20 protein-coding genes are annotated in these 20,589 nt (G+C 41.1%); 8 read left to right on the forward strand and 12 right to left on the reverse strand.

Going from position 1 to position 20,589, the window contains the following annotated elements; translation table 11 throughout:
- Positions 1-60: 60 nt before the first annotated feature.
- The 3 genes from RWN13_RS19085 to RWN13_RS19095 all read right to left on the reverse strand — a co-directional run bounded on the left by RWN13_RS19085 (position 61) and on the right by RWN13_RS19095 (position 2,249).
- Positions 61-465, reverse strand: a complete 405-nt coding sequence (locus RWN13_RS19085; protein WP_314066954.1) for a VOC family protein — start codon at positions 463-465, stop codon at positions 61-63.
- A gap of 107 nt (positions 466-572) precedes the next feature.
- Positions 573-1,439, reverse strand: coding sequence for a PhzF family phenazine biosynthesis isomerase (locus RWN13_RS19090; RefSeq protein ID WP_314066956.1), 867 nt, complete (start codon positions 1,437-1,439; stop codon positions 573-575).
- 12 nt (positions 1,440-1,451) lie between these two features.
- On the reverse strand, positions 1,452-2,249 hold the full coding sequence (locus RWN13_RS19095; RefSeq protein WP_314066957.1) for a class I SAM-dependent methyltransferase: 798 nt from the start codon (positions 2,247-2,249) through the stop codon (positions 1,452-1,454).
- Between the two features lie 213 nt (positions 2,250-2,462).
- Between RWN13_RS19095 and RWN13_RS19100 the strand changes: the two genes are divergently transcribed.
- Positions 2,463-2,972 (forward strand): anthrone oxygenase family protein, encoded by a 510-nt coding sequence (locus RWN13_RS19100; protein WP_314066960.1) that lies wholly within the window; start codon positions 2,463-2,465, stop codon positions 2,970-2,972.
- A gap of 82 nt (positions 2,973-3,054) precedes the next feature.
- Positions 3,055-3,645, forward strand: coding sequence for a guanylate kinase (locus RWN13_RS19105; RefSeq protein ID WP_314066963.1), 591 nt, complete (start codon positions 3,055-3,057; stop codon positions 3,643-3,645).
- 18 nt (positions 3,646-3,663) lie between these two features.
- Here the strand turns inward: RWN13_RS19105 and RWN13_RS19110 are convergent, their stop codons facing one another.
- Positions 3,664-4,629 carry a putative phage abortive infection protein gene (locus RWN13_RS19110; RefSeq protein ID WP_314066965.1) on the reverse strand — a complete coding sequence of 322 codons (966 nt, stop codon included), beginning with the start codon at positions 4,627-4,629 and terminating at the stop codon, positions 3,664-3,666.
- Positions 4,630-4,836: 207 nt separating this feature from the next.
- On the opposite strand from RWN13_RS19110, the gene RWN13_RS19115 reads away from it, so the two are divergent.
- Entirely contained in the window at positions 4,837-5,106 is a 270-nt protein-coding gene (locus RWN13_RS19115) for a hypothetical protein (protein WP_314066967.1), read from the forward strand.
- A gap of 222 nt (positions 5,107-5,328) precedes the next feature.
- Here the strand turns inward: RWN13_RS19115 and bglX are convergent, their stop codons facing one another.
- From bglX to RWN13_RS19130, 3 genes are all read right to left on the reverse strand, one after another.
- Positions 5,329-7,545 carry a beta-glucosidase BglX gene (bglX, locus tag RWN13_RS19120; protein WP_314066970.1) on the reverse strand — a complete coding sequence of 739 codons (2,217 nt, stop codon included), beginning with the start codon at positions 7,543-7,545 and terminating at the stop codon, positions 5,329-5,331.
- Positions 7,546-8,829: a PTS transporter subunit EIIC gene (locus RWN13_RS19125; RefSeq protein WP_314066972.1), complete on the reverse strand. Its 1,284-nt coding sequence runs from the start codon at positions 8,827-8,829 to the stop codon at positions 7,546-7,548. It lies immediately after the preceding gene.
- A gap of 128 nt (positions 8,830-8,957) precedes the next feature.
- Positions 8,958-9,797, reverse strand: a complete 840-nt coding sequence (locus RWN13_RS19130) for an AraC family transcriptional regulator (protein WP_314066975.1) — start codon at positions 9,795-9,797, stop codon at positions 8,958-8,960.
- A 278-nt stretch (positions 9,798-10,075) separates the two neighbouring features.
- On the opposite strand from RWN13_RS19130, the gene RWN13_RS19135 reads away from it, so the two are divergent.
- Positions 10,076-10,249 (forward strand): hypothetical protein, encoded by a 174-nt coding sequence (locus tag RWN13_RS19135; RefSeq protein WP_314066977.1) that lies wholly within the window; start codon positions 10,076-10,078, stop codon positions 10,247-10,249.
- Between the two features lie 138 nt (positions 10,250-10,387).
- On the opposite strand, the gene RWN13_RS19140 is transcribed toward RWN13_RS19135, so the two are convergent.
- Positions 10,388-12,214, reverse strand: a complete 1,827-nt coding sequence (locus tag RWN13_RS19140; protein ID WP_314066978.1) for a penicillin-binding transpeptidase domain-containing protein — start codon at positions 12,212-12,214, stop codon at positions 10,388-10,390.
- A gap of 157 nt (positions 12,215-12,371) precedes the next feature.
- Positions 12,372-13,769 (reverse strand): glycoside hydrolase family 1 protein, encoded by a 1,398-nt coding sequence (locus RWN13_RS19145; protein ID WP_314066981.1) that lies wholly within the window; start codon positions 13,767-13,769, stop codon positions 12,372-12,374.
- Positions 13,770-14,020: 251 nt separating this feature from the next.
- On the opposite strand from RWN13_RS19145, the gene celB reads away from it, so the two are divergent.
- Positions 14,021-15,289, forward strand: coding sequence for a PTS cellobiose transporter subunit IIC (celB, locus tag RWN13_RS19150; RefSeq protein ID WP_314066984.1), 1,269 nt, complete (start codon positions 14,021-14,023; stop codon positions 15,287-15,289).
- 69 nt (positions 15,290-15,358) lie between these two features.
- The gene (locus RWN13_RS19155) at positions 15,359-16,069 is read left to right on the forward strand and encodes a GntR family transcriptional regulator (protein ID WP_314066987.1); all 711 of its coding nucleotides are present in this window, start codon (positions 15,359-15,361) and stop codon (positions 16,067-16,069) included.
- Positions 16,070-16,118: 49 nt separating this feature from the next.
- Here RWN13_RS19155 and RWN13_RS19160 read toward each other — a convergent pair whose 3' ends face one another.
- Both RWN13_RS19160 and RWN13_RS19165 read right to left on the reverse strand, forming a co-directional pair.
- Positions 16,119-16,961 carry a hypothetical protein gene (locus tag RWN13_RS19160; protein WP_314066989.1) on the reverse strand — a complete coding sequence of 281 codons (843 nt, stop codon included), beginning with the start codon at positions 16,959-16,961 and terminating at the stop codon, positions 16,119-16,121.
- Positions 16,937-17,305 carry a hypothetical protein gene (locus RWN13_RS19165; protein WP_314066990.1) on the reverse strand — a complete coding sequence of 123 codons (369 nt, stop codon included), beginning with the start codon at positions 17,303-17,305 and terminating at the stop codon, positions 16,937-16,939. The genes RWN13_RS19160 and RWN13_RS19165 overlap by 25 nt, the downstream gene beginning before the upstream one ends.
- A gap of 211 nt (positions 17,306-17,516) precedes the next feature.
- Here RWN13_RS19165 and RWN13_RS19170 point away from each other — a divergent pair, with 211 nt between their 5' ends.
- Both RWN13_RS19170 and RWN13_RS19175 read left to right on the forward strand, forming a co-directional pair.
- Positions 17,517-19,004, forward strand: coding sequence for a PTS transporter subunit EIIC (locus tag RWN13_RS19170; protein ID WP_314067094.1), 1,488 nt, complete (start codon positions 17,517-17,519; stop codon positions 19,002-19,004).
- 4 nt (positions 19,005-19,008) lie between these two features.
- Complete coding sequence (locus tag RWN13_RS19175) at positions 19,009-19,686, forward strand: N-acetylmannosamine-6-phosphate 2-epimerase (RefSeq protein WP_314066991.1); 678 nt, start codon at positions 19,009-19,011, stop codon at positions 19,684-19,686.
- A gap of 80 nt (positions 19,687-19,766) precedes the next feature.
- Here RWN13_RS19175 and RWN13_RS19180 read toward each other — a convergent pair whose 3' ends face one another.
- Entirely contained in the window at positions 19,767-20,588 is an 822-nt protein-coding gene (locus tag RWN13_RS19180) for a MurR/RpiR family transcriptional regulator (protein WP_314066994.1), read from the reverse strand.
- Between the last annotated feature and the right edge of the window lies 1 nt (position 20,589).

The following is a 20,589-nucleotide window of genomic DNA, read 5'->3' on the forward strand; positions in this document are numbered from 1 at the left end:
ACAAAAAAAGTGGGATAAAAGCAGATTAATCATCTACTTTTGTCCCATCCTCTTTTTTTGTTAAATCAGATTAAATGACCAGTTAATACCAAACTTGTCTGTTGCTTGACCAAATAGTTCTGACCATTCAGTTTTTTGCAGAGGCATTACATTTTGAGCATCTGTTGACAAGCCTTCGAAATACTGAGTTAATTTATCGGCATCCGTCACTTCTATCACTAATCCAACATTGCGTCCATAAGGAACAGCGGTCATAAAACTAGGTGTATCCGAAAACATGATCGTATGACCTTCCACAACTAGACTAGCATTCATCACTAAGCCCTGACTCTTTTCATCTAAATCAGGCATTCCTAAACTGCCATAAGTGACTAAGTCCTGACAGCTTGTTCCAAAAACACCTTCATAAAACTGAATGGCTTCCTTTGATTGATCCTCAAATGTAAAATAAGTTGCTATTGGCATTAATTAATCCCACCTTTTTTTATTTTAGTATAACACAGTCATATTAATAGCTAATACTTTTACGCTTAGAGACTGATGTTAGAAGGTTAAGGAGATAACAGGAATGTTTATCCCAACTTAATCTCAATTACTCGATTAAAACAAGCCGTCCCCACAATACTTACCTGAAAGTCTTTCTGGCGAGTAACCTTGACCTGAACAAGACCTTCACGATTCACATGTTTCCCCTGATAGACCCTTAACTCTTTATCGAGCTCCTCATAAACGTGAGTCAGAAGATAAGCTCCCATGACCCCAGATGCCGTTCCCGTCACCGAGTCCTCAGCCGTTTCAGCATAAGGCGAAGAAAAATGGCGACCGTAATAAGTTCCTTCACTAATGGAAAGGGGAGCAAAAGGATGAACTGAAGCACGTGGTTGAGCCTCGAGTAACTGAGGAAAAACCGCTGCATTCACCGACATTTTATCTAGAATACCAGCCTCCCTAAGGGGAACAAGTAAGGTCCATGACCCCGTATTCCCATATTGAATCGGCCATGTGGGATGTAAATCCGCTACCTCAATTCCCAAACTGGCACACAAGGATGTCGGATTTCCTTGAAACTCAATAAACTGGGGGCGAGCCTGTCTCATCTCAATCTCCTGATTTTCAGCCCTGTAAGAAATTGGCAATATCCCCGCACCAGTCTCAATCGTCAACTCACAATCCTCGCGATCACGATACAGCGCAAAAATAGCGCCCATGGTAGCATGTCCACACAAGGGTGTTTCATAACCAGGTGTAAAATACCGCAAGCGGTGATCGGCCCCCTTACTTGAACAGATAAAGACTGTCTCATTAAAACCAATCTTTTTAGCTAGTTGCTGCATCTCTACCTCAGTAAAGTCATCACCATTTAACACCACTCCAGCCGGATTCCCCTGACCTGGAACTTGTGTGAACCCATCAATATGTAATACTCTGCACTCTCTCAATTCATTACACCTCTACTTAATCCCAATATTCACCCGGTAACTGAAATAAAAACGACGGGGTTGACCACCAAAGAACTCCTTAACTGCCTTCTCAAAAGCTACTAACTCATTCGCTATTAATTCTGGCTGATGCTTCAAGATATTCTGAATCCCACCTTGACTTAAGGCCAGTTTTATAAAACGGTCACCGTCCCCCAGTTCCGTTTTTGACACTAGCACTTGTCTCGTAAATCGAAAGTAACCACTGCGGGACATATTGATTAAATGATTGTCCTTTGCCCATTTTCTCTGATTATCCCGTAAGGCTGGCTCTGTCATTTCTAGCTGATTGACCTTATTGAACAAGGAGTGATAAAGCTGCTCGGCTTGCCAGTCAGAGACAGGTGGCCACTCATTGTCAATCGTCAAAAAAACACCATCATGAGTTAATAACCGATTGATTTCCTGTAAAGTGGTATGCGGCTCCATCCAATGAAAAGATTGGCTACAACTGACAATGTCGGCACAACCTGTCTGTAAACCTGTATCATGAGCAAGCGCCTGCTGGTAATCAACGTTAGTGGTCTTTTGTTTTTGAGCCACACCTAGCATATCATCATTTGGCTCCACCCCAATCACCAATTGAGCATGATTGGACCAAGCTCTTGTTGAGAGACCCGTCCCACTTCCTAAATCAACCACAACTGCTGGCTTTCTGCCTAAGTCACCACAGGCTAAGGCAATCACATCCTCTGGAAAGGAGGGCCTAACGTCTTCATAAAGCTCAGCAAAGCCAGAAAAACGTTCAACATTCTTTTGATGATTTGTCATAACAAAAACCTCCTACTTGTATAATAGTAATGGGTTAATTATAGCATACCCCTCTCTTTCAATTCACCGAACTTGCTTTTTTAATTCAAAGTGATGCATGATTTTATCAAAAAATGGTATGATAGAACCATCACTAAGGGGCGTGTAACTCACCTTTTTTAGTCTAAATTACAAGTCTCTTAGGAAAACACCTATCAAAAAGGAGGTCAAATAATGATTGGACCACTTCCCATCAGCCATGCTGCCCTTTTAGGGATTACGTTTCTTTTAGGAGGCTCACTGTTTCTTTTTTTCTTTTTTTGGTCAATTTCGAAAATGCCCAGTCTCAATAAAGCACCTGCCGATGTAGCAATTCCATCGATGAACGCTATTAATAAAGCCCTAAAAACCCCTTTATTTAGTAGCGCGTTCTTTCTAACCCCTCTGGCTTATCTGGCTTGCGGTTTATTAACCCAATACATTGCCCAACACGGAGGCGCTTTATTTTTCTATCTGAGTGGGATTATCTATGTCATTGGCGTTGTGATTGTCACCGGTACCATCAATGAGCCTTTAAATTTCCAATTAGCACAAGTAAAAACGGCTGCCTCTAATGACAATCAGCAAACCTGGCAAACTTATTCGACAAAATGGCAATTCTGGAATAACCTTCGCACCCTTAGTAGCGGTATTGCCCTTCTGCTATTTTTTATCGGCGTCTTTTTCTTACTCAAGTATGATTAAAACTAACCCCAGGACCATGTCGGAAGTCACAACGTATTGGCATTACCGATTAACAATCCATCAGTGAAAGGAGCAGGTTCTCATGATTAACACCGGATTAAAACACTCACTATTTGTTATTATTGGCCCTAGCGGCTCAGGTAAAACCCGAGTGACAGAAGCGGTGTTCCCGAAACAGGCAAAAATCATCACCCACACCACTCGGCCAATCCGCCAAGAAGAAAGAGAAGGCATCGATTACTACTTTGAGACTGAAAACAGCTTTCAAAAGCTATTTCAATCTGGTCAACTAGTGGAGCAAGATCGGTACCACGGCTTTCATTACGGTGTCGGCCTTGCTGAAATCAGCAAGCGAACGGCTAGTCAGCCAGCTTATGCCGTATTGACTTACAGCGGTTTAAAGGAAGTTTACCGCCATTTTCCTGAGGATGTCATTGTCATCTTCTTTGACGTCACTAAAGAGCACGTCCAGCATCGCTTAGCCCTACGAGAACAGGATTCAAAGTTAATTCAGGAACGTCTCACGCTCTATGATCAGGAGATTCTCATTCGCGATCAGCTTGAAATTTTTGCCAAGTGCTATATGTTAGATGCTAACCAACCCTTTAACGAGGTGGTGACTCAATTCAGCCAAATTCTTACAGATGTCAAAAAAAACGTTATCCGGCCCTAACTGGATAACGTTTTTATCTTAATAGCTAGTTCGTTTTAAGTAGTTCTGTTGCAGACTGCGAGATTCCTGATAAGCCTCGCGCATTTCTTGGCGATGAGCACTGCTCACCTGTTCATCAGTATGTGCCACAAAATGGGTGATGGCAATATCCTTCATAACAGCTGGTAAATTAAGATAAACGTTATCTTTTATTTGACCTTCATCTCCAAAGAAAGACGTATAAGATAAATCAATCCCTGTTTCTACCCCTTTAAGGCTAAAGAGTGAGTAAATAAAGATCAGATATAATTCTCCTTCAGACAGCTGACTACGTAAAATACCAATATAACGATGATACTCTGTGCCATCTAGTTCCAAGGCCTCACGCCGTTGATTTAACAGAGTAATAATCGTTTGAAAACGATGGAAAAATGGGTCAATAATTAGTTTTTGTGAGGCCAACCAGTCTTCAATCTCTGGTTGATTTTCATTCAAGGTTTCTCTGATTTGACGTTTCATTTCTGCCAAAGCGTTCTGATCCATGGCTGTCTCAGCTAAAATCGGTAAATCTTCACTAGTTTGAACAAAGTCGCTTAAGGCTTTGGCCATATCAGTTCCAGAGTTAAGCTCTACTTTTTTCTGATTAAAAAGGGTAAGTAGGTGATAAAATTCTTCCCCAGTCGCCCCCTGCCCAATTTGGCGAGTCACCCCAGTTTGACTGATCATCAAGCGATTAAACAATTGCCACAACAAGACGGGAATCGCCACTAAAACAGTCAATTTTAAGGCTTCTAGCCAGGGATTAAGGGTTGTCCCAAAAAACAGGAACCTAAAGGCAATCAACGCTATCACCCCAGCAATGATCGTTTTGTAAATAAATTGCCGTTGACGGCTTGTTTGTTGAAAACTCTGTTGAGGAATGGTTAAGGTCTGCTTCGATTTATCAATAATATCACCAATTGTCACATTTTTAAATTTTTCATATGAGCTCTTTTTTTCGGTCATTGGTCTTGCTCCTATTCTTAATAGAGGTTCTCCCTCTATTAAATCATTTAATAGTCATTTATTCAATTAATTCAGCATTTAATAGGAAAGAAGTCCTCATCCCCTGAAAACAACAGTCGTTTGTTAATATTAATACAAGCATAGTGTTTTATTAATTACCTTTTATATGATATTTTTTACTTATATTCAAATAAAGGTGGGATAAACATGGATGAACAAATCACACATATCAGAAAGCGACAAGTTACAAGTCACTCAACAGAAACCATTTACGAGGTACTACTGGACAGCGGCGACACGCTCTCTGTGCCAACCTTATTAGACTATCTATCGTGGGGCTTTAATTATTATTTTATCGATTCTGCCAATCGGCCCGTCCATGTGGAAGCCTGTCACCCTATATATAAAGACTCATTTATTCAATCAAAAAACACCAATGCTATTCAAGATAGTTTGTTATTACTCCCCACTTTTTAAAAGGGAAGTGACATGTTATTTTATCGTTCGAATAGTCTGTCTATTTCGTTGTTGATTATTGAGCAAAGTCGCTCTATAATAAAGAGTCACTAATGTCCATAGTGGCACAAACCTTGCCTCTAGTTACGAACGTAACTAGGGGCTCTTTTTATTCACAACCCGATCACAAATAAAGCGGCTAACGGGATCACAATGACCTCGGTAGCCGACTTCTACTCGTTATTAAATAAGTCTTACTCTGATACTTTGACACGCCTGACTGTTTTTACCTACAAAAATCTCAAACTCACCCAGCTCTGAAGCCAGTCCCATGTCTTGTTGATAAAAACGAAGCATCTCTTCCGTTACCTCAAACCGTAGCTCACGACTCTCATAAGCCCCTAACTGAATTTTTTTAAATCCTTTTAGTGACTTAACGGGTTGAACGACGCTAGCGTATAAATCGCGAATGTACAATTGAACAACTTCTTGCCCTTCAATTGCTGACTGATTGGTCACCGTAACCCTTACTTCTAATGGTTTAGTAACACTGAACTCTTTCGTGTTAACCCCCAGCTCAGAATAAGTGGTTTCATGATAAGATAACCCATAGCCAAATGGAAACAACGGCTGATTGGGTGCATCCAAATACTTAGAAACAAAACGACCGCTATGTTGAGACTCATTTTCTGGACGACCCGTGCTGTAGTTATTGTAATAAACAGGAATTTGTCCTTCATTGACAGGGAAACTTTGTGTAATTCGTCCAGAAGGATTAACCTTGCCATATAGAATATCCGCTAAAGCATTGCCACCTTCAGTCCCTGGGAACCAGCCTTGAATTAGGCCGTCCACTAACGACTCTTCTTCTGTCAAGACCAAAGGGCGACCACTGATGATGATCAAAACGATTGGTTTATGTAATCCCGCTAATTCCTTAAGTAACTCCTGTTGTTTAGCAGGAATTCTTAAGTTAGTCCGACTACCAGCCTCACCACTTTGCAAGGTGTGCTCGCCTAAGGCCATGACAATCACATCCGCTTCCTCAGCTAGTTTGATAGCCGCTAATTTTGTTTGCTCCTTTTCCTCCTGACTCAATTCAATCCCCGAAATGATTTTTTGCGAATAACCAAACTCACCTAAAAATCCATAATCCTCCAGCATGTCACACCCTTGTTCATAGTCAACATGCTGACTATAGCTTCTCATGGCTTCTTTAATGGTCGTAACGTCTTCCATTCGACCATGAACCGCCCATAAGCCCATAAGTTCCTGACTGTCTCCGTAAGGGCCTATTAACGCTACTTTTTGTTCTGGCTTCAAAGGCAGTACCTGATTTTCATTTTTTAACAAGACCATTGACTCACCAGCAATCTTGCGAGCCATCGCTTTATTTTCTAACGTGAAAACACCGACCTCTTCCCCTTCAACCGTCACACCACGATAAGGATCTTCGAATAAACCAAGGTCATTTTTTAGTGTTAGCACTCGCCAAACTGCCTGATCCAATTGATCCATGGAAATGCGACCCTCGTCAATCAATTCGGCTAAATGATTGGAATAACAGGCTGTCTTCATGTCAATGTCATTACTCGCTTCCATGGCCAGGTAGGTCGCTTCTTTGTTGTTTTCAGCATAACCGTGTGTCACCAGTTCCTGGACCGCCGCATAATCACTAATGACCACACCGTCAAATCCCCATTCCTTCCGCAATACCTCATTCATCAGCCATTTATTACCAGTTGCAGGCACGCCTTCAACCGTATTAAAAGAGGTCATCACTAGTTTACTGCCAGCATTCACTGCCGCCTCATACGCTGGTAAATACTCTTGACGCAAACGCCGTTCTGACATGTCTACATGATTATAATCACGACCGCCTTCTGCCGCACCATATGCCGCAAAATGCTTCACACAGGAAGCCAACCCTTTCCCTTCATCAAAGTCATGCTGAAACCCTCTAACCATGGCCTCAGCGTAACGCGAATTTAAATACACATCCTCACCAGTCGATTCTAAACAACGGCCCCAACGGGGATCTTTGACCAAATCAACCATCGGCGCATAGGTTACATGGGCACCACCTGCAACTGACTCCAACGCTATTTTTTGATAGCCCTTCTCAATCAGTTCAGGATTCCAAGAAGCCGCCTGTCCCAGAGGAATCGGGTAAACTGTCCGATAACCATAAATAATATCCGACATAAACATCAAAGGGATTTTATGACGACTTTTGGCCAAGTAATTATCCTGAATCCGTCGAACGGTTTCCGCTCCAGTAATATTCAGAACAGAACCCACCAGTTCAACCATCTCTTCCTTGATGCCTAACTTTTTCTGAGGCCCAACTAACATAGCTTGGTCTTCTTGAAAAAAATCACCAGACAACTGAATTAATTGCCCAATCTTTTCGTCTATTGTTAATTCCTGCAAAAGTGTTGCTAATTGTTGACTATTCATTTAACGTTGAGCTCCTTCTTGTTCTTTTTTGACAGCATCTTTTTCTGCCCATTTAAACCACGGATACCATAATAAAGGCGACAATACCACATGTAGCAATAGCATCAAAACAATGATCGATCCCTTGCCTTGAACGGCAGCAAAAACCCCCACAGGCAAGCCAAACACTGTCGCTGCTCCAGTAAAGCGTGCCACGATGCCCAGTTTGATTAAGACATAGGAAATAATAATGGCAATCGTGTTATTAAAAATAAAAGGAAAGGCAAATTTAAAATTCAGAACTAAGGGGGTCCCAAAGATAACTGGCTCGGTAATACCAAACAAGGCTGGAATAATCGAAATTTTCCCCAACTCACGGTACTGTTTACTCTTCGAAAGCAACATGAGAAAGACTAGCCCTAACGCCATCCCTCCCCAAGTAATGGTCGTAAAGAAGGCATTTCCTAAAATATTAGGCGGTGTTTGCCCAGCAGCCACCGCTTCTAAATTTTCCATGTCCAAAGCCATCCAAATAGGCATCATGATTGGCATGATCACATTGGTCCCATGAATCCCAAAGAACCATAGAACCTGTTGAACAATACTGATGATAATCATTGCCCCAATCGTTCCACCTAACCCTTTAAGAGGTTCCTGAATCGTAGTATAAACCAATTGATGCATGGTTTCATAAGGGGTTAGCAAGAAAAGTCGGGCCACAATGATAAAGACAATCCCTAAAATAATCGTGGGAATCAATGCCTCAAATACCCGTGTAACCATCGGCGGGACACCCTCAGGCATTTTAATGGTCCAACCGCGTTTCTTGATGATCGCATAGCCTTTGCCGACCACTAACCCGATAATAATTGCTGTAAAAACCCCTTGAGCGCCTAGCCAAGTTGTCGGTAACACGGTCACTGCGCCATCACCTACAGGCATTGAAACAGAAGGTGTCACAATTAGAAAACACATCAAGGCAATCAGTGCTGCCGATATGCCATCATCATTTGGAACCAAACGGTTGACCAAGTTTTTCCCTAATAAAATAACGACATAAACAGCCATGGCTCCAATGGTAAAATTCGTGACCTGATTTAAAACTGGGACGAAGCCTTGTAAAAACCCAATATCTTTACCGGCATTGCCAATAAAGATGACCAGTAATAAACTCATTGAGCCTAAAAAAACAGGACCTAAGGTGGCCATCATCGACGCAGACAAGGCTTGTAAATAGATATTCGTCCCCAGTTTGTCAAAATAGGGATTGACCTTGTCAAACCATGCAATTACTTTTTCTTTCATTTTCAAATCCTCCTAGTTTAGAACGGTTTGTTCTGAATGTCTGTTAACTGACTATATGTCCTCCTTATTATAACGGTTTCATTTCTGAGACAACGGTATTCAATTACCATGATTTCGGAATAATATTGTCATTTTCTTTTTTTGCGAAACTCGCTAGGTGACATTTGATGATATTTTTCAAACGCACCAAAGAAGGTTCGGACATTATTAAAACCAGAAGATAACGCAATATCCAAAATCGTCCATTCTGAGTTAATCAACAAGTTTTGGGCGTGTTCAATGCGAACCAAGCTTAAATAATCAGAAAAATTAGTCCCCATATTTTTTTTGAAAAATTTCGAAAAATAAGTCCGCGAATAATTAAAATGGGCTGCTACCTCAGTCAATGACAGATCCCTTTGATAGTTTCCTTTAATATAATTAACTATATCAACTAATTTCTTTTGATTTTCTACTGATTTCAACCGATTTTGATCATCTAAAGGCTGTTTATGATAGTTAAGTAAGAATAATATCAGCTGGTACACATTAATTTTCGTGGCCAATCGTCCCTCTGTTGTGTCATCTTGAGCCTCCTCCACCAACTTAGTCAGACAGTTTTCTAGTTCTTCTCCAATTGGATATTTAACACTATTCAGTTTAAAGACATACTCCTGGTTGTAATGATTTTCTGTGACTTTTTGCATAAATTTCAGCGGTAACTGGATGACTAAAATATGATTTTTAATCGGACTATTTGTGGCGTGAACCACATTGGAATTAAGTAAAATCAAATCGCCTTCCTGCAAGAGATACTGATTCATTTCCGTATGAATCCTTAGTTGGCCTTCAATACAATAAAGAATTTCCACACTTGCGTGCCAGTGAGGAGCGATAATTCGCTCATAACTGTCTGCCTTAAAAGCAAACAGCTTTACCTCTAATAACTCATCAGGTTTAATGACCTCGTGTCGATAACTAGACTTCATCTCTGCTCTCCTTTATCATCATTTACATCAAAATACTTATTCCCCCCTCTCTGATAGTGCCAGTATACCTTATCTCCCACCTACGGAAAACTACTCTTTTGCCAAAAGTAGCTCATTAAACTTTCTGTTAAAAATAAAAAATTGACACTGTTTACCCATAAAACCTGACAACATTGTTAGCTGACACCTAACCACTTTCTTGCTATACTGATGCTATAATTACAGACGGAAAAACGGATGCTTTAGCATCAAAGTCCTGATGAAAGGAGTTCCTTAACATGAAGCCAGCACTCTTAATTATTTCGATCACCCTCTTTTGTTTCATCCTACTAAGTTTTGGCTTTATTTATTTTTGCGCCATTAGCGTCCTGATCAACTTGGGATTAGCTGGTTGGTTTGCTCTTGCCAAGGGAGTTGATCGCAAACAGATTAAACAACCTAATCTTGATTAACTGGCATTTAACAATCAGAAACCAGTCTTATTGAGCTAAACTAGCTAATCCCTATGACAAAAGCTAATCCTCATCGACCTGATTCACGACGGAATAAAGCAAAAACAGTCATCCCCCAAGGAGATGACTGTTTTTGCTTTATTCCGTTAATTTTTTCAATTCCAAGGCCCGTTTTAAGAGGTTGTTAGAAATCGGTGCAATGATATCGGTGGGCACATCCACTCGTGAACCCGCTTTGTTAACCGTCACATAGACGATAAACTCAGGATCTTCAATCGGCGCCATCTGCACCACTGAATGAACGTATTGGTCTTTGAGGTAGGAGCCATTTTCAAAAATTTGCGCCGTCCCCGTCTTAGCGCCAACGTTATAGCCTTCAATGGCATACATTGTTCCCAAACCATATTCCGGCAACGTCACCACATCATTCATTAACCCTAGTACTTTAGTGGCCGTTTCGGGGCGAATCGGTTCACTGATCACTTCCGGCTCGATGATCTCTTCTTTGCCATCTGTAACGATTTTTTCTATAAAATTAAGTTTCATCATCTTACCCTGATTGGCAATGGCCGTAAAACCTTGCATCATTTGGAAGTTAGTGACCCCAATCCCCTGACCATAAGCCGTCATGGCTCTATCGACGGTGGTCGAGTCTTGAATCACTCCTGAACTTTCCCCAGAAAGTCCAGAATTAGTCGTCTTGCCAAAACCAAATTTATCTAAATAGGTCTGCCAGGTAGGCCCCATAGCTTGTTGCAAATGAACCATTCCCACATTACTGGACCAAGCAAAGGCTTGTCTATATGTCATCAGACCCTTACCTGCCACATTATGATCATAAATCGTGGCATCATCCACTTTAATATTTCCCGACATAAAGGTGGCATTCTCGTCAAAGTTGCCTGAATCAATAGCTGCAGCAGCCGTAAAAACTTTCATCGTCGAGCCTGGCTCATAAGAGGGGTCCTCGATTAGCAAATTACGCCACATGGCTTCTTGGGTATCTGTATCTGAAAGCCCCTCTTTCGTTTCCGGATTAAAAGTCGGTCGCTGAGAGGCGGCTAGAATATTCCCTGTCTTAGCATCTGCCAGCATGACTCGCATATCCGTCATGGCAAACTGGCTGTAAACACTGCTCATAAGCTCCTCTGCATAACTTTGCAACTTCACATCAAAGGTAGTGTAAATATCTGCCCCATCTTCTTTTTTAGACACTTCCACGACAGTCCCTGGAATCTTGCGTCCCTGGCTGTCTTTTTCAAAACGGATTTTGCCATTAGTCCCACTGAGTATCTTGTCGTACATGGCTTCAATTCCAAGAACCCCAACAGCTGCCTTATCTTCTGGAAAATCAGTATAACCGATCATATAAGAAGCAAACTCACCGTTTGGATACATCCGACTTTGACTTTCCTTAAAATAAAACCCTTTGATATCAGCCGCCTTAAAGTCTTCTTCAATTTTTTTCTTGGTCTCAATATCGATGCCTTTTCCTTTAGAACCAAACTCGGAATAAAGAATTGGCTTGCCAGCCTTGTTTTTACCAGGATTGAGATATTTGTCTAACTCCTTGCTTTCAATGCCAAGATGTTTTTGAATGATTTCAGCCGCTTGGGCTTTTTTGTCTTTTTCCAAATAAAGAATAGGACGTTCACCAGTTTTAGTATCGGCAATTCCTTTATAGGTTTCATCTAAAACGACGTACATTAAATAAGAAGACACCTCCGTCGCAATAATTTCACCATTGCGATCGTATATCGTCCCTCGCTTAGCGACAACTGGCTCTTCCCCTTGATATAACTGTTTGGTTTTTTCGTCTAAGGAAACCTTTCCTACTTTTCCAGCACTAACTATATATGATAAGCGCCCAATAAATAACATAAAGACAAGTATTGTCAAAATGAAAAAAATTCTGGCTACTTTCCGACGTTCCATAATTGGATCTACACTTCTACGTTTTTTCATACGAATTCCCCATTTTCTCTGTTACCCTTAGTTTACGCATAAAACCCAAGGGAGTCAAAGGTTTTAATCCTTGTTTGAGCAATGATTAACAAACCTTAAGAAATGAAAAAAACTAACAGAAACTCACAACACGTTCCTGTTAGTTTTATTAAGTTATTTAATCATTAAACCCATTGGCATCTGAGACAGCTTTATACCAATGACCACTCTTCTTAATCGTCCGTTTACCATCTTGGTCAAGATCAACCGCGATAAAGCCATAACGGTTTTTATAAGCATTCATCCATGACCAGTTATCCATACACGTCCACATATGGTAACCTTGGACATTACTGCCCTCTTGAATGGCTTGATGAACAAATTTCAAATGATCTTTAACAAATTCAATCCGGTAATCATCTTGAATTTCACCATTCTCATCAATGTATTGTTCTTCACCTTCAACCCCCATACCATTTTCAGAAATATAACAACGAATATTGCCGTAATTTTCCCGGACATTGGTTAAAATATCGTACACGCCTTTTTCATAAATTTCCCAACCACGGTAAGGATTCATTTTGCGACCTGGCATCTCATAATTATCAAAATAATCATCTGGAAGAGGCCCGTTACTGTGGTCTACCTCTGATTCTTTCGCCTTAATACGACGAGGTTGATAGTAGTTAATGCCTAGCAAATCGATGGTATTCTCTTTAATAATCTCAAGATCCCCCTCTTCGATTTGTGGCAACATCTCAAGTTCTTTGATGACCTCAATTAAACCAGCTGGAAATTCCCCTTTAATAGCAGGATCCAGAAATGAGCGATTGAAGAAAAGATCTGCATAATTAGCCGCTTTAACATCTGCTTCATTCTGAGGGTCACGTGGGTAACTTGGGGTTAGGTTCAAAATAATCCCAATTTCCCCTTCTAGCTTCATTGAATGATAGACCTTAATAGCTTTGGCGCTTGCTAAGTTTTCATGGTAACCCACTTGAACAGCTTCCTTCATGTTGATGTGATTTGGGTAATGGAAATCGTATAAATAACCACCTTCAACTGGAACAATCGGTTCATTGTGAGTAAACCATTTTTTAACACGGTCACCAAATAGTTCGAAACACGTTTGAGCAAATACCACATAAGCATCGACTGTTTCACGATTCAACCAACCACCTTTTGCTTGCATCGCCATTGGCATATCAAAGTGGAATAAATTGATAAAGGGTTCAATATCATTGGCCAACAACTCATCAATCACTTGATTGTAAAACGTCACAGCCTGAGGATTAACCTCACCAGTTCCCTCAGGTATCAGACGACTCCACTGAATGCTTGTCCGAAATGATGTATGACCTGTGGCTTTCATCAATTGGATATCCTCTTGATACTTTGTCAAAAATTGAGAGGTTTTTTCTGGCCCAACCTGATTAAAGAACCGTTCAGGTGATTCTTCGTACCATTGATCCCAAATACTGTCGCCTTTTCCGTCACTTGGTAAACGACCTTCTGTTTGTGGGCCACTGGCTGCGGATCCCCACCAAAATCCTGCTGGAAACGTATATGTTGTCATTAGTTAAACTCCTTTTATTCAGTCTTTTATTCTCTTACTTTTTCTATTATACACCACAACACCAGACAAAGACAAATCTTTTAATAATAAAAGACTAGTCTTTGTAAAATAAAAATGGTACAATGTTTTAGAAATCGATTTCATAGATATCTTGGTTCAAGGCCTAATTACCCTTGTCCAGACTAATTAACGGAGAGCTTTCCTTCGACTGTTAAGCAGCGAACAAGCCTCTAAAAAGGAGCGTATTAATCATGAATCAGTTTATGGATAAATTAGCGGAAAAAATCTTACCCATCGCTAATAAACTGGGGAATAATCGTTATTTAACCGTCTTGCGGGACGCCTTTATGTTGTCCTTTCCCCTGACGATGTTTGGCTCAATTATTGTGGTTGTCAATAATTTACCTTTTTTTAGCGACAGTACGAAAGGAACTTTGACCACCTTATTTGGGAACGGACAAAATGCCACCATGAGCATTATGTCTGTCTTTGTCACCTTTGGTATCGGTTATTATTTATGTAAATCTTACGACGTCGAAGCCATCTTCGGTGGTGCTGTTTCCTTTTCATCTTTTCTTATTTTAACTCCTTTTTTCACCACTCTTGAGGATGGCTCCGAATTAGGTGGCGTCTTAACCCTCGACCGCTTAGGTGCTAAAGGCATGTTTATCGGCATGATTGCCGCCTTTATCGCAGCTGAATTATTTGCTCGCATCACAAAAAAAGGCTGGCAAATTAAAATGCCTGACGGCGTGCCACCGGCTGTTGCTAAATCATTTGCCGCCTTAATTCCAGCGATTATCACTCTTTTTATTTTCTTAATGGTCAATGCTGGCATGACTGGGATTTTCCATGCGAATCTCCATGACTTAGTTTATGAAGTTATTCAAAAACCATTAATGGGACTTGGCAGCGGCTTGCCAGCTACCTTGGTTGCCTTATTCTTTGTCCAGTTTCTTTGGTTCTTTGGCCTCCATGGGCAAATCATCGTCAACTCCGTCATGGACCCTATTTGGAACACGTTGATGCTAGAAAACCTAGATGCTTATAAAGCTGGTGAAACACTACCACATATTATTACCAAGCCATTTATGGAAGTCTTTACCGTTGGCTTAGGCGGATCTGGTATGACCCTAGCCGTTGTCATCTTAATGGCCTTTTTCGTCAAAAGTCAACAATCAAAAGATGTGGGCCGCTTAGCTCTGGCTCCTGGTATTTTTAATGTCAATGAGCCGGTTATTTTCGGTTTACCGATTGTCATGAATGCCACCATCTTTATTCCTTGGTTGTTAGCTCCATTAGTAGTAACTACCTTGAACTACTTTGTGATGGCGATTGGCCTTGTCCCTGCGCCAACTGGTGTCTCAGTTCCTTGGACCGTGCCGATTATCATCAATGGGATTTTAGCAACTAACTCCATCTTAGGAGGCTTACTGCAAATCGTCGACTTTATCATTGTCGGTGTTATCTGGTTCCCATTCCTAAAAATGCTAGATAAGCAGCGGACGATTACGGAATAACCATTATTAGATTGTCTAAGTGGCAGAACTTCTATATAATAAGGTCATAATGAAAGGTGGCCGATGAACGTGACGAAGTATGAAAAAATTGCGAATATTTTACGAGACCGTATCAAGGATGGCCTCTACCCTAAAGATTCGCTTTTGCCTAATCAACTGAAATTTGTTGAGGAATTCAACGTTAGCCGCGTCACCATCAAAAAAGCCATCAATATTTTGGCTATGGAAGGGTTAGTGTACAGCCAACGAGGCGCAGGTACCCGCGTTCTTAAAAGTAATATCTGGGGTGGTCAAGACTTCTCCGCCAAAGAATATGACGGTCTTAGCCAACAGATGAAAAATCATGATTTAACCAGTCAAATTATTGCCTTTGAGGTGGAATTTCCTGATGAACTAGTTCGCGAAAAACTGTTACTAGACAGCCACCAGCCTGTCTATAAAATCATTAGACTACGCTTACTAGCCAATGAGCCCTATGTCCTTGAACACACTTATATGCCCACAGAGTTAGTTCCTAACTTAACCCCAGCCATCTTGGAAAAGTCCATTTACGACTACATCCATCAGGCATTAGGGATTTCCTTCGCCGGTGCCTACCGCAATCTCAAAGCAGATAAAGCGGATCACTTTGATAGGGACCACTTAAACTGCTTAGAAACCGATCCAATCTTAGAGGTTGAGCAAGTCATTTACTTAAAAGACGGCCAACCCATAGAATATTCCCGTAGTCGCAATCGGTTTGACCAACGGAGTTATTCAATATTGGATGTTATCGAATAAACTAAAAGAACCCCTAGCTAACATTTTAGTTGGCTGGAGGTTCTTTTCATTATTCCCTGGCTTGAGTAATCCCTAAACTGTCAATCATCTGTTCAAACATCACTTGTTCTTCAGGCTTTAGGCTTTCTTCTGAATAGAATAAAATATGTCCTTCAATTTCGTCCGTTTCAAATTCATAAACAAACCCTTTTCTACTTAAGGTCATTAAGACCTCCCGTTGAAGCCCATGATAATCAACTTTTTCTTTTTCCGTGACTTTTAAACCAAGATCAGCCAATGAATAACTATCAGGTGATACTGCAGAGGCCTTATTTTTAATTGAAAGTTCCACTAACAATCCTGGAAAGTCATCACTCCCTACCACTAGCCAGGAATTCCCATTAGCATCACTGACATCGCCTTCCAATATAAGGTTAAACGCAGCAGGTAAATCCAGCTCCACCCGCTCTTTTTCCACGTCAAATTGGGTATTTTTTTCACCAGCAAAGGACTGAGCAACACTCGCCTCTTGAACTTCCGATATGTAAGTATTCTGACTGCCTTTAAACATCCGCAGTAGTGTCAAACCAATCAGCAGCAACAGCAAGATTACCACTAAGCCAAATTTCTTAGTCGGTTGAAGGGGCTTTACTCCCGTTTCAGCGGTAGTTTCAGGTTTCTCATAGATATGATAATTTGTTGAAAAAACCGTAAAATCAGGCCCATCAACATAGGTAGCAAAGCCTGTTCCTTCTCCCAAAGGATCTTCCAAAACGTCCTGAACCTCTGATGGAGACTCTTGGGTCAATATCCTCACCCGATCTGTCAAAAAAGCAAAAAAATCAGCAACTGACTCATAAAAATCAGCAAACTCCAATACTTCCAACCTTAAATAATCGGTTTTAGCCGGCAACTGCGCCCTAAAAAGGCAATAAAATCAGTGGTTAATCCATCGATATTACCTAAAGTTTGTTGGCTAAATGCGGCCAATTGTTGAGAATTTTCTAAAAATTCTTCCTGTGTGACAATAAAATCCAACTTATCCGTCCACTCTTGCCAAAAGTCATGCAGAGTCTCTTCCGTCATTTCTTCACTTTCACTCAATATCTTTAAGGCCCGTTCGTGCGCTTCCCAGACTAGCTGGTATCGTTCCAGCATTTCCATATTTAATAGTCCCAGCCAAAATAAAGGCAGACTGTTATTGGCTTCAAACAACACCTGTGCCTCTTTATTATATAAATAACTGCGATTTCCCATCTATGCGCCTCTTTTCATGACTCATCTCTACTATTAATTCTACCTTAAAAACAGAATAATTCACACCCTCCACTTTTCTTTTTGCTGAATTCATTGAAAACACTTGCTGTTTATTTTTTCATGTGTTACGATTATTTTGAAAATATTATCAAAAGGAGTGAGTATCTTGAAAAAGTTTTTTGAAAAAGCACAACAATTTGGCAAATCATTTATGTTGCCAATTGCGATTTTACCAGCTGCAGGGTTACTTTTAGGAATTGGTGGCGCATTGTCTAATCCCAATACAGTTAATGCCTATCCCGTTTTGGACATCAAGTGGTTGCAAATCATCTTCGCCATTATGTCAGCCGCAGGTAACATCGTCTTCGCTAACTTACCTGTTCTTTTCGCTGTTGGTGTCGCTGTAGGGTTAGCCCGTTCGGATAAAGGCACCGCTGCTTTGGCAGCACTTCTAGGTTATCTGGTGATGAACGCCACCATCAATGCCATCCTAGTGATCACAGGTAAACTAGCTACTGACAACTTAGCTGGGGCTGGTCAAGGAATGGCCCTAGGTATTCAAACCTTGGAGTCCGGGGTCTTTGGTGGCCTTGTAGTAGGTATTACTGCCTCTTACCTCCACAATCGCTTTAACAAAACCGAGCTGCCCCAATTTCTCGGATTTTTTAGTGGCTCCCGCTTTGTGCCAATCATCACCGCACTGGCTGCCATCGTCTTAGGCGTCATCATGTTTTACGTCTGGCCTTTATTTCAGTCACTTATTTTTAACATCGGTGATGTGGTTAATTCAACTGGCTATATCGGTACCTTCTTTTACGGATTTATTCTCCGTCTACTTGGTCCTTTTGGCCTGCATCATATTTTTTATTTGCCATTCTGGCAAACAGCCCTTGGCGGTACCTTAGAAGTCGGTGGGAAATTATTCCAAGGCACTCAAACGATCTTTTTTGCTCAATTGGCTGATCCTAGTACCACACAATTTTTTGAAGGAACCTCCCGTTTTATGTCCGGCCGTTTTATTACGATGATGTTTGGATTAGTTGGGGCCGCTTTTGCTATTTACCGGACTGCCAAACCTGAAAATAAAAAAGTCGTTGGCGGCTTAATGTTAACAGCTGCCTTGACCTCATTTCTAACGGGTATCACCGAGCCGTTAGAATTTGCCTTCCTCTTTGTGGCACCAGCTTTATACGTCGTTCATGCCGCATTTGACGGCCTGGCCTTTATGTTTGCTCATATTTTCAAAATTACAATCGGTCAGACCTTTTCAGGTGGCTTCATTGACTTTATGCTTTTTGGTGTCTTGCAAGGAAACAGCAAAACCAATTGGGTCATGGTTCTAGTGGTCGGTGTGGTCTGGTTCTTCCTCTATTACCTGACCTTTAGTTTTTTGATTCGCAAGTTTAACTTCAAAACACCTGGTCGTGGCGAAGAAATCGAAAAAGAGATCACCCAAACAGGAACTGAGCGTGCGGAAGCAGTTGTTGCCGCATTAGGAGGGACGGATAATCTAGAAACGGTTGACTGCTGTGCCACCCGTTTAAGAGTTACCGTTAAACGAGCAGATCTGGTCAATGAAACAGCCTTAAAACAGACCGGTTCAAAAGGACTTGTCAAAAAGGGAAATGGCATTCAAGTCATTTACGGACCACAAGTCACCATTATAAAAAACGAAATCGAAGAAATGATTGGAGAGTAACCCCTTGTTAAATACTGTTAAAAACAAACTAATTGTCTCATGCCAAGCACTTGAGAACGAACCCCTTCACAGTCCGTTTATTATGGCTAAAATGGCTTTGGCCGCTGCTCAAGGAGGAGCCGCTGGCATACGAGCGAACTCGGTAGTCGATATCTTAGCAATCAAAGAGGCAGTCAATTTGCCTGTCGTTGGTATTATTAAACGGGATTACCCTGACTCAGCCGTTTTTATTACAGCTACTACAAAAGAAATCGATGAATTGGCCACAACAGAATGTGAGATGATTGCCTTAGACGCCACAAGTCGAAAACGGCCAAATGGTCAAACCTTAGCTGAGCTTGTCACTTACGCTAAGGCAACCTACCCCCACAAGCTTTTAATGGCTGATGTAGCCACTGTTGAAGACGTGATCGTGGCCAATCAACTGGGATTTGATTGTGTTTCCAGCACCTTAATCGGCTACACTGCCGAATCAAAACAGGACGAGGTAGCGGCTAATGACTTTGCCATTCTGAAGGAAATGTTGGACATTAGTCACCTTCCATTAATCGCCGAAGGAAATATTGATACACCACAGAAAGCCCAAAGAGTCTTAACTCTCGGCGTTCATAGCGTTGTAGTCGGCAGCGCCATTACTCGCCCACAACTAATCACTGAAAAATTTGTCAACGCACTCCCATAGAACAGACATAAGAGATAAAGAAGGCATTCACCGAATGACCTTCTTTTTTCAATCAAAAAAAAAAGCTGAAATCAGCTTTTTCATTTTGGTTCGCTTTCTTCTTTTAAAATCAACTCCAACGTATCGCTACGCTTGCCATATAAGACAGAATCCCCTAATAATTCATAAAACAAGCAATCTAAAACAAAAAACATGGTCAGTTGGGTGTTAATAAAACGCCCATCGTGCATCGACTTCACGCTCGATGTGTAAATACTAATATCCGCCAACTTTGTCAACGTGCTGTCTTTAAAATTAGTTAGAGTACTGATTGTCACCTGATTCTCCATGGCAATATGGCAGGCTTTAATTAAGGCTTGTGTTTCCCCTGAATTAGACAAACAAATCAATAAATCATCTGGGCCTAATAATTTTGCCCCCATCAACATCATATGTGGGTCAGTCACACAATCTACCGTTAGCCCCATCCGCATCAATTGATACTTAAATTCATTAGCCGTTAGACCCGAACTACCAATCCCACAAAGGGTAATCTTATTGGCTGTTTTTATGGCTGCCACTAAACTGGCGAGCTGCTTGTCGTCCACTAATTGTTTAGAAGCCGCAACCATCGTGTCATAAAAAGAGCCGACCACTTCAATCACACCCGATTTATCTGTCGGTTCTTGTGTCATTTCTCGCCCTAAATAGGACTTCAGCTCAGCAAAACTAACGTAACTCAGCTTCTTGCAAAAACGGGTGACCGTCGCGTTTGATACGTCAGCATTTTTAGCAAGCTCTTGGATAGTCAACTGGCTAATAGCTTCCATATGAGAAATAATATAATCGCCTAAACGAGCTTCCGTTTTGGATAATTGATTGTAGGACTGAGTCAATCTGTTAGCAAAATTCAGTTCATTCATA

The organism is uncultured Vagococcus sp., from assembly GCF_963518325.1.
In the GTDB taxonomy this organism is placed as follows: domain Bacteria; phylum Bacillota; class Bacilli; order Lactobacillales; family Vagococcaceae; genus Vagococcus_D.

Excerpts from the sequence above, each read along its gene's own strand:
- celB (WP_314066984.1), top strand. The coding sequence starts at position 14,021 with ATGAATCAGTTTATGGATAAATTAGCGGAAAAAATCTTACCCATCGCT.
- RWN13_RS19140 (WP_314066978.1), bottom strand. The coding sequence starts at position 12,214 with ATGAAAAAACGTAGAAGTGTAGATCCAATTATGGAACGTCGGAAAGTA.
- RWN13_RS19130 (WP_314066975.1), bottom strand. The coding sequence starts at position 9,797 with ATGAAGTCTAGTTATCGACACGAGGTCATTAAACCTGATGAGTTATTA.
- RWN13_RS19180 (WP_314066994.1), bottom strand. The coding sequence starts at position 20,588 with ATGAATGAACTGAATTTTGCTAACAGATTGACTCAGTCCTACAATCAA.
- bglX (WP_314066970.1), bottom strand. The coding sequence starts at position 7,545 with ATGAATAGTCAACAATTAGCAACACTTTTGCAGGAATTAACAATAGAC.
- RWN13_RS19135 (WP_314066977.1), top strand. The coding sequence starts at position 10,076 with ATGAAGCCAGCACTCTTAATTATTTCGATCACCCTCTTTTGTTTCATC.
- RWN13_RS19095 (WP_314066957.1), bottom strand. The coding sequence starts at position 2,249 with ATGACAAATCATCAAAAGAATGTTGAACGTTTTTCTGGCTTTGCTGAG.
- RWN13_RS19110 (WP_314066965.1), bottom strand. The coding sequence starts at position 4,629 with ATGACCGAAAAAAAGAGCTCATATGAAAAATTTAAAAATGTGACAATT.
- RWN13_RS19115 (WP_314066967.1), top strand. The coding sequence starts at position 4,837 with ATGGATGAACAAATCACACATATCAGAAAGCGACAAGTTACAAGTCAC.
- RWN13_RS19125 (WP_314066972.1), bottom strand. The coding sequence starts at position 8,829 with ATGAAAGAAAAAGTAATTGCATGGTTTGACAAGGTCAATCCCTATTTT.
- RWN13_RS19085 (WP_314066954.1), bottom strand. The coding sequence starts at position 465 with ATGCCAATAGCAACTTATTTTACATTTGAGGATCAATCAAAGGAAGCC.
- RWN13_RS19145 (WP_314066981.1), bottom strand. The coding sequence starts at position 13,769 with ATGACAACATATACGTTTCCAGCAGGATTTTGGTGGGGATCCGCAGCC.
- RWN13_RS19105 (WP_314066963.1), top strand. The coding sequence starts at position 3,055 with ATGATTAACACCGGATTAAAACACTCACTATTTGTTATTATTGGCCCT.
- RWN13_RS19165 (WP_314066990.1), bottom strand. The coding sequence starts at position 17,305 with ATGGGAAATCGCAGTTATTTATATAATAAAGAGGCACAGGTGTTGTTT.
- RWN13_RS19100 (WP_314066960.1), top strand. The coding sequence starts at position 2,463 with ATGATTGGACCACTTCCCATCAGCCATGCTGCCCTTTTAGGGATTACG.
- RWN13_RS19170 (WP_314067094.1), top strand. The coding sequence starts at position 17,517 with ATGTTGCCAATTGCGATTTTACCAGCTGCAGGGTTACTTTTAGGAATT.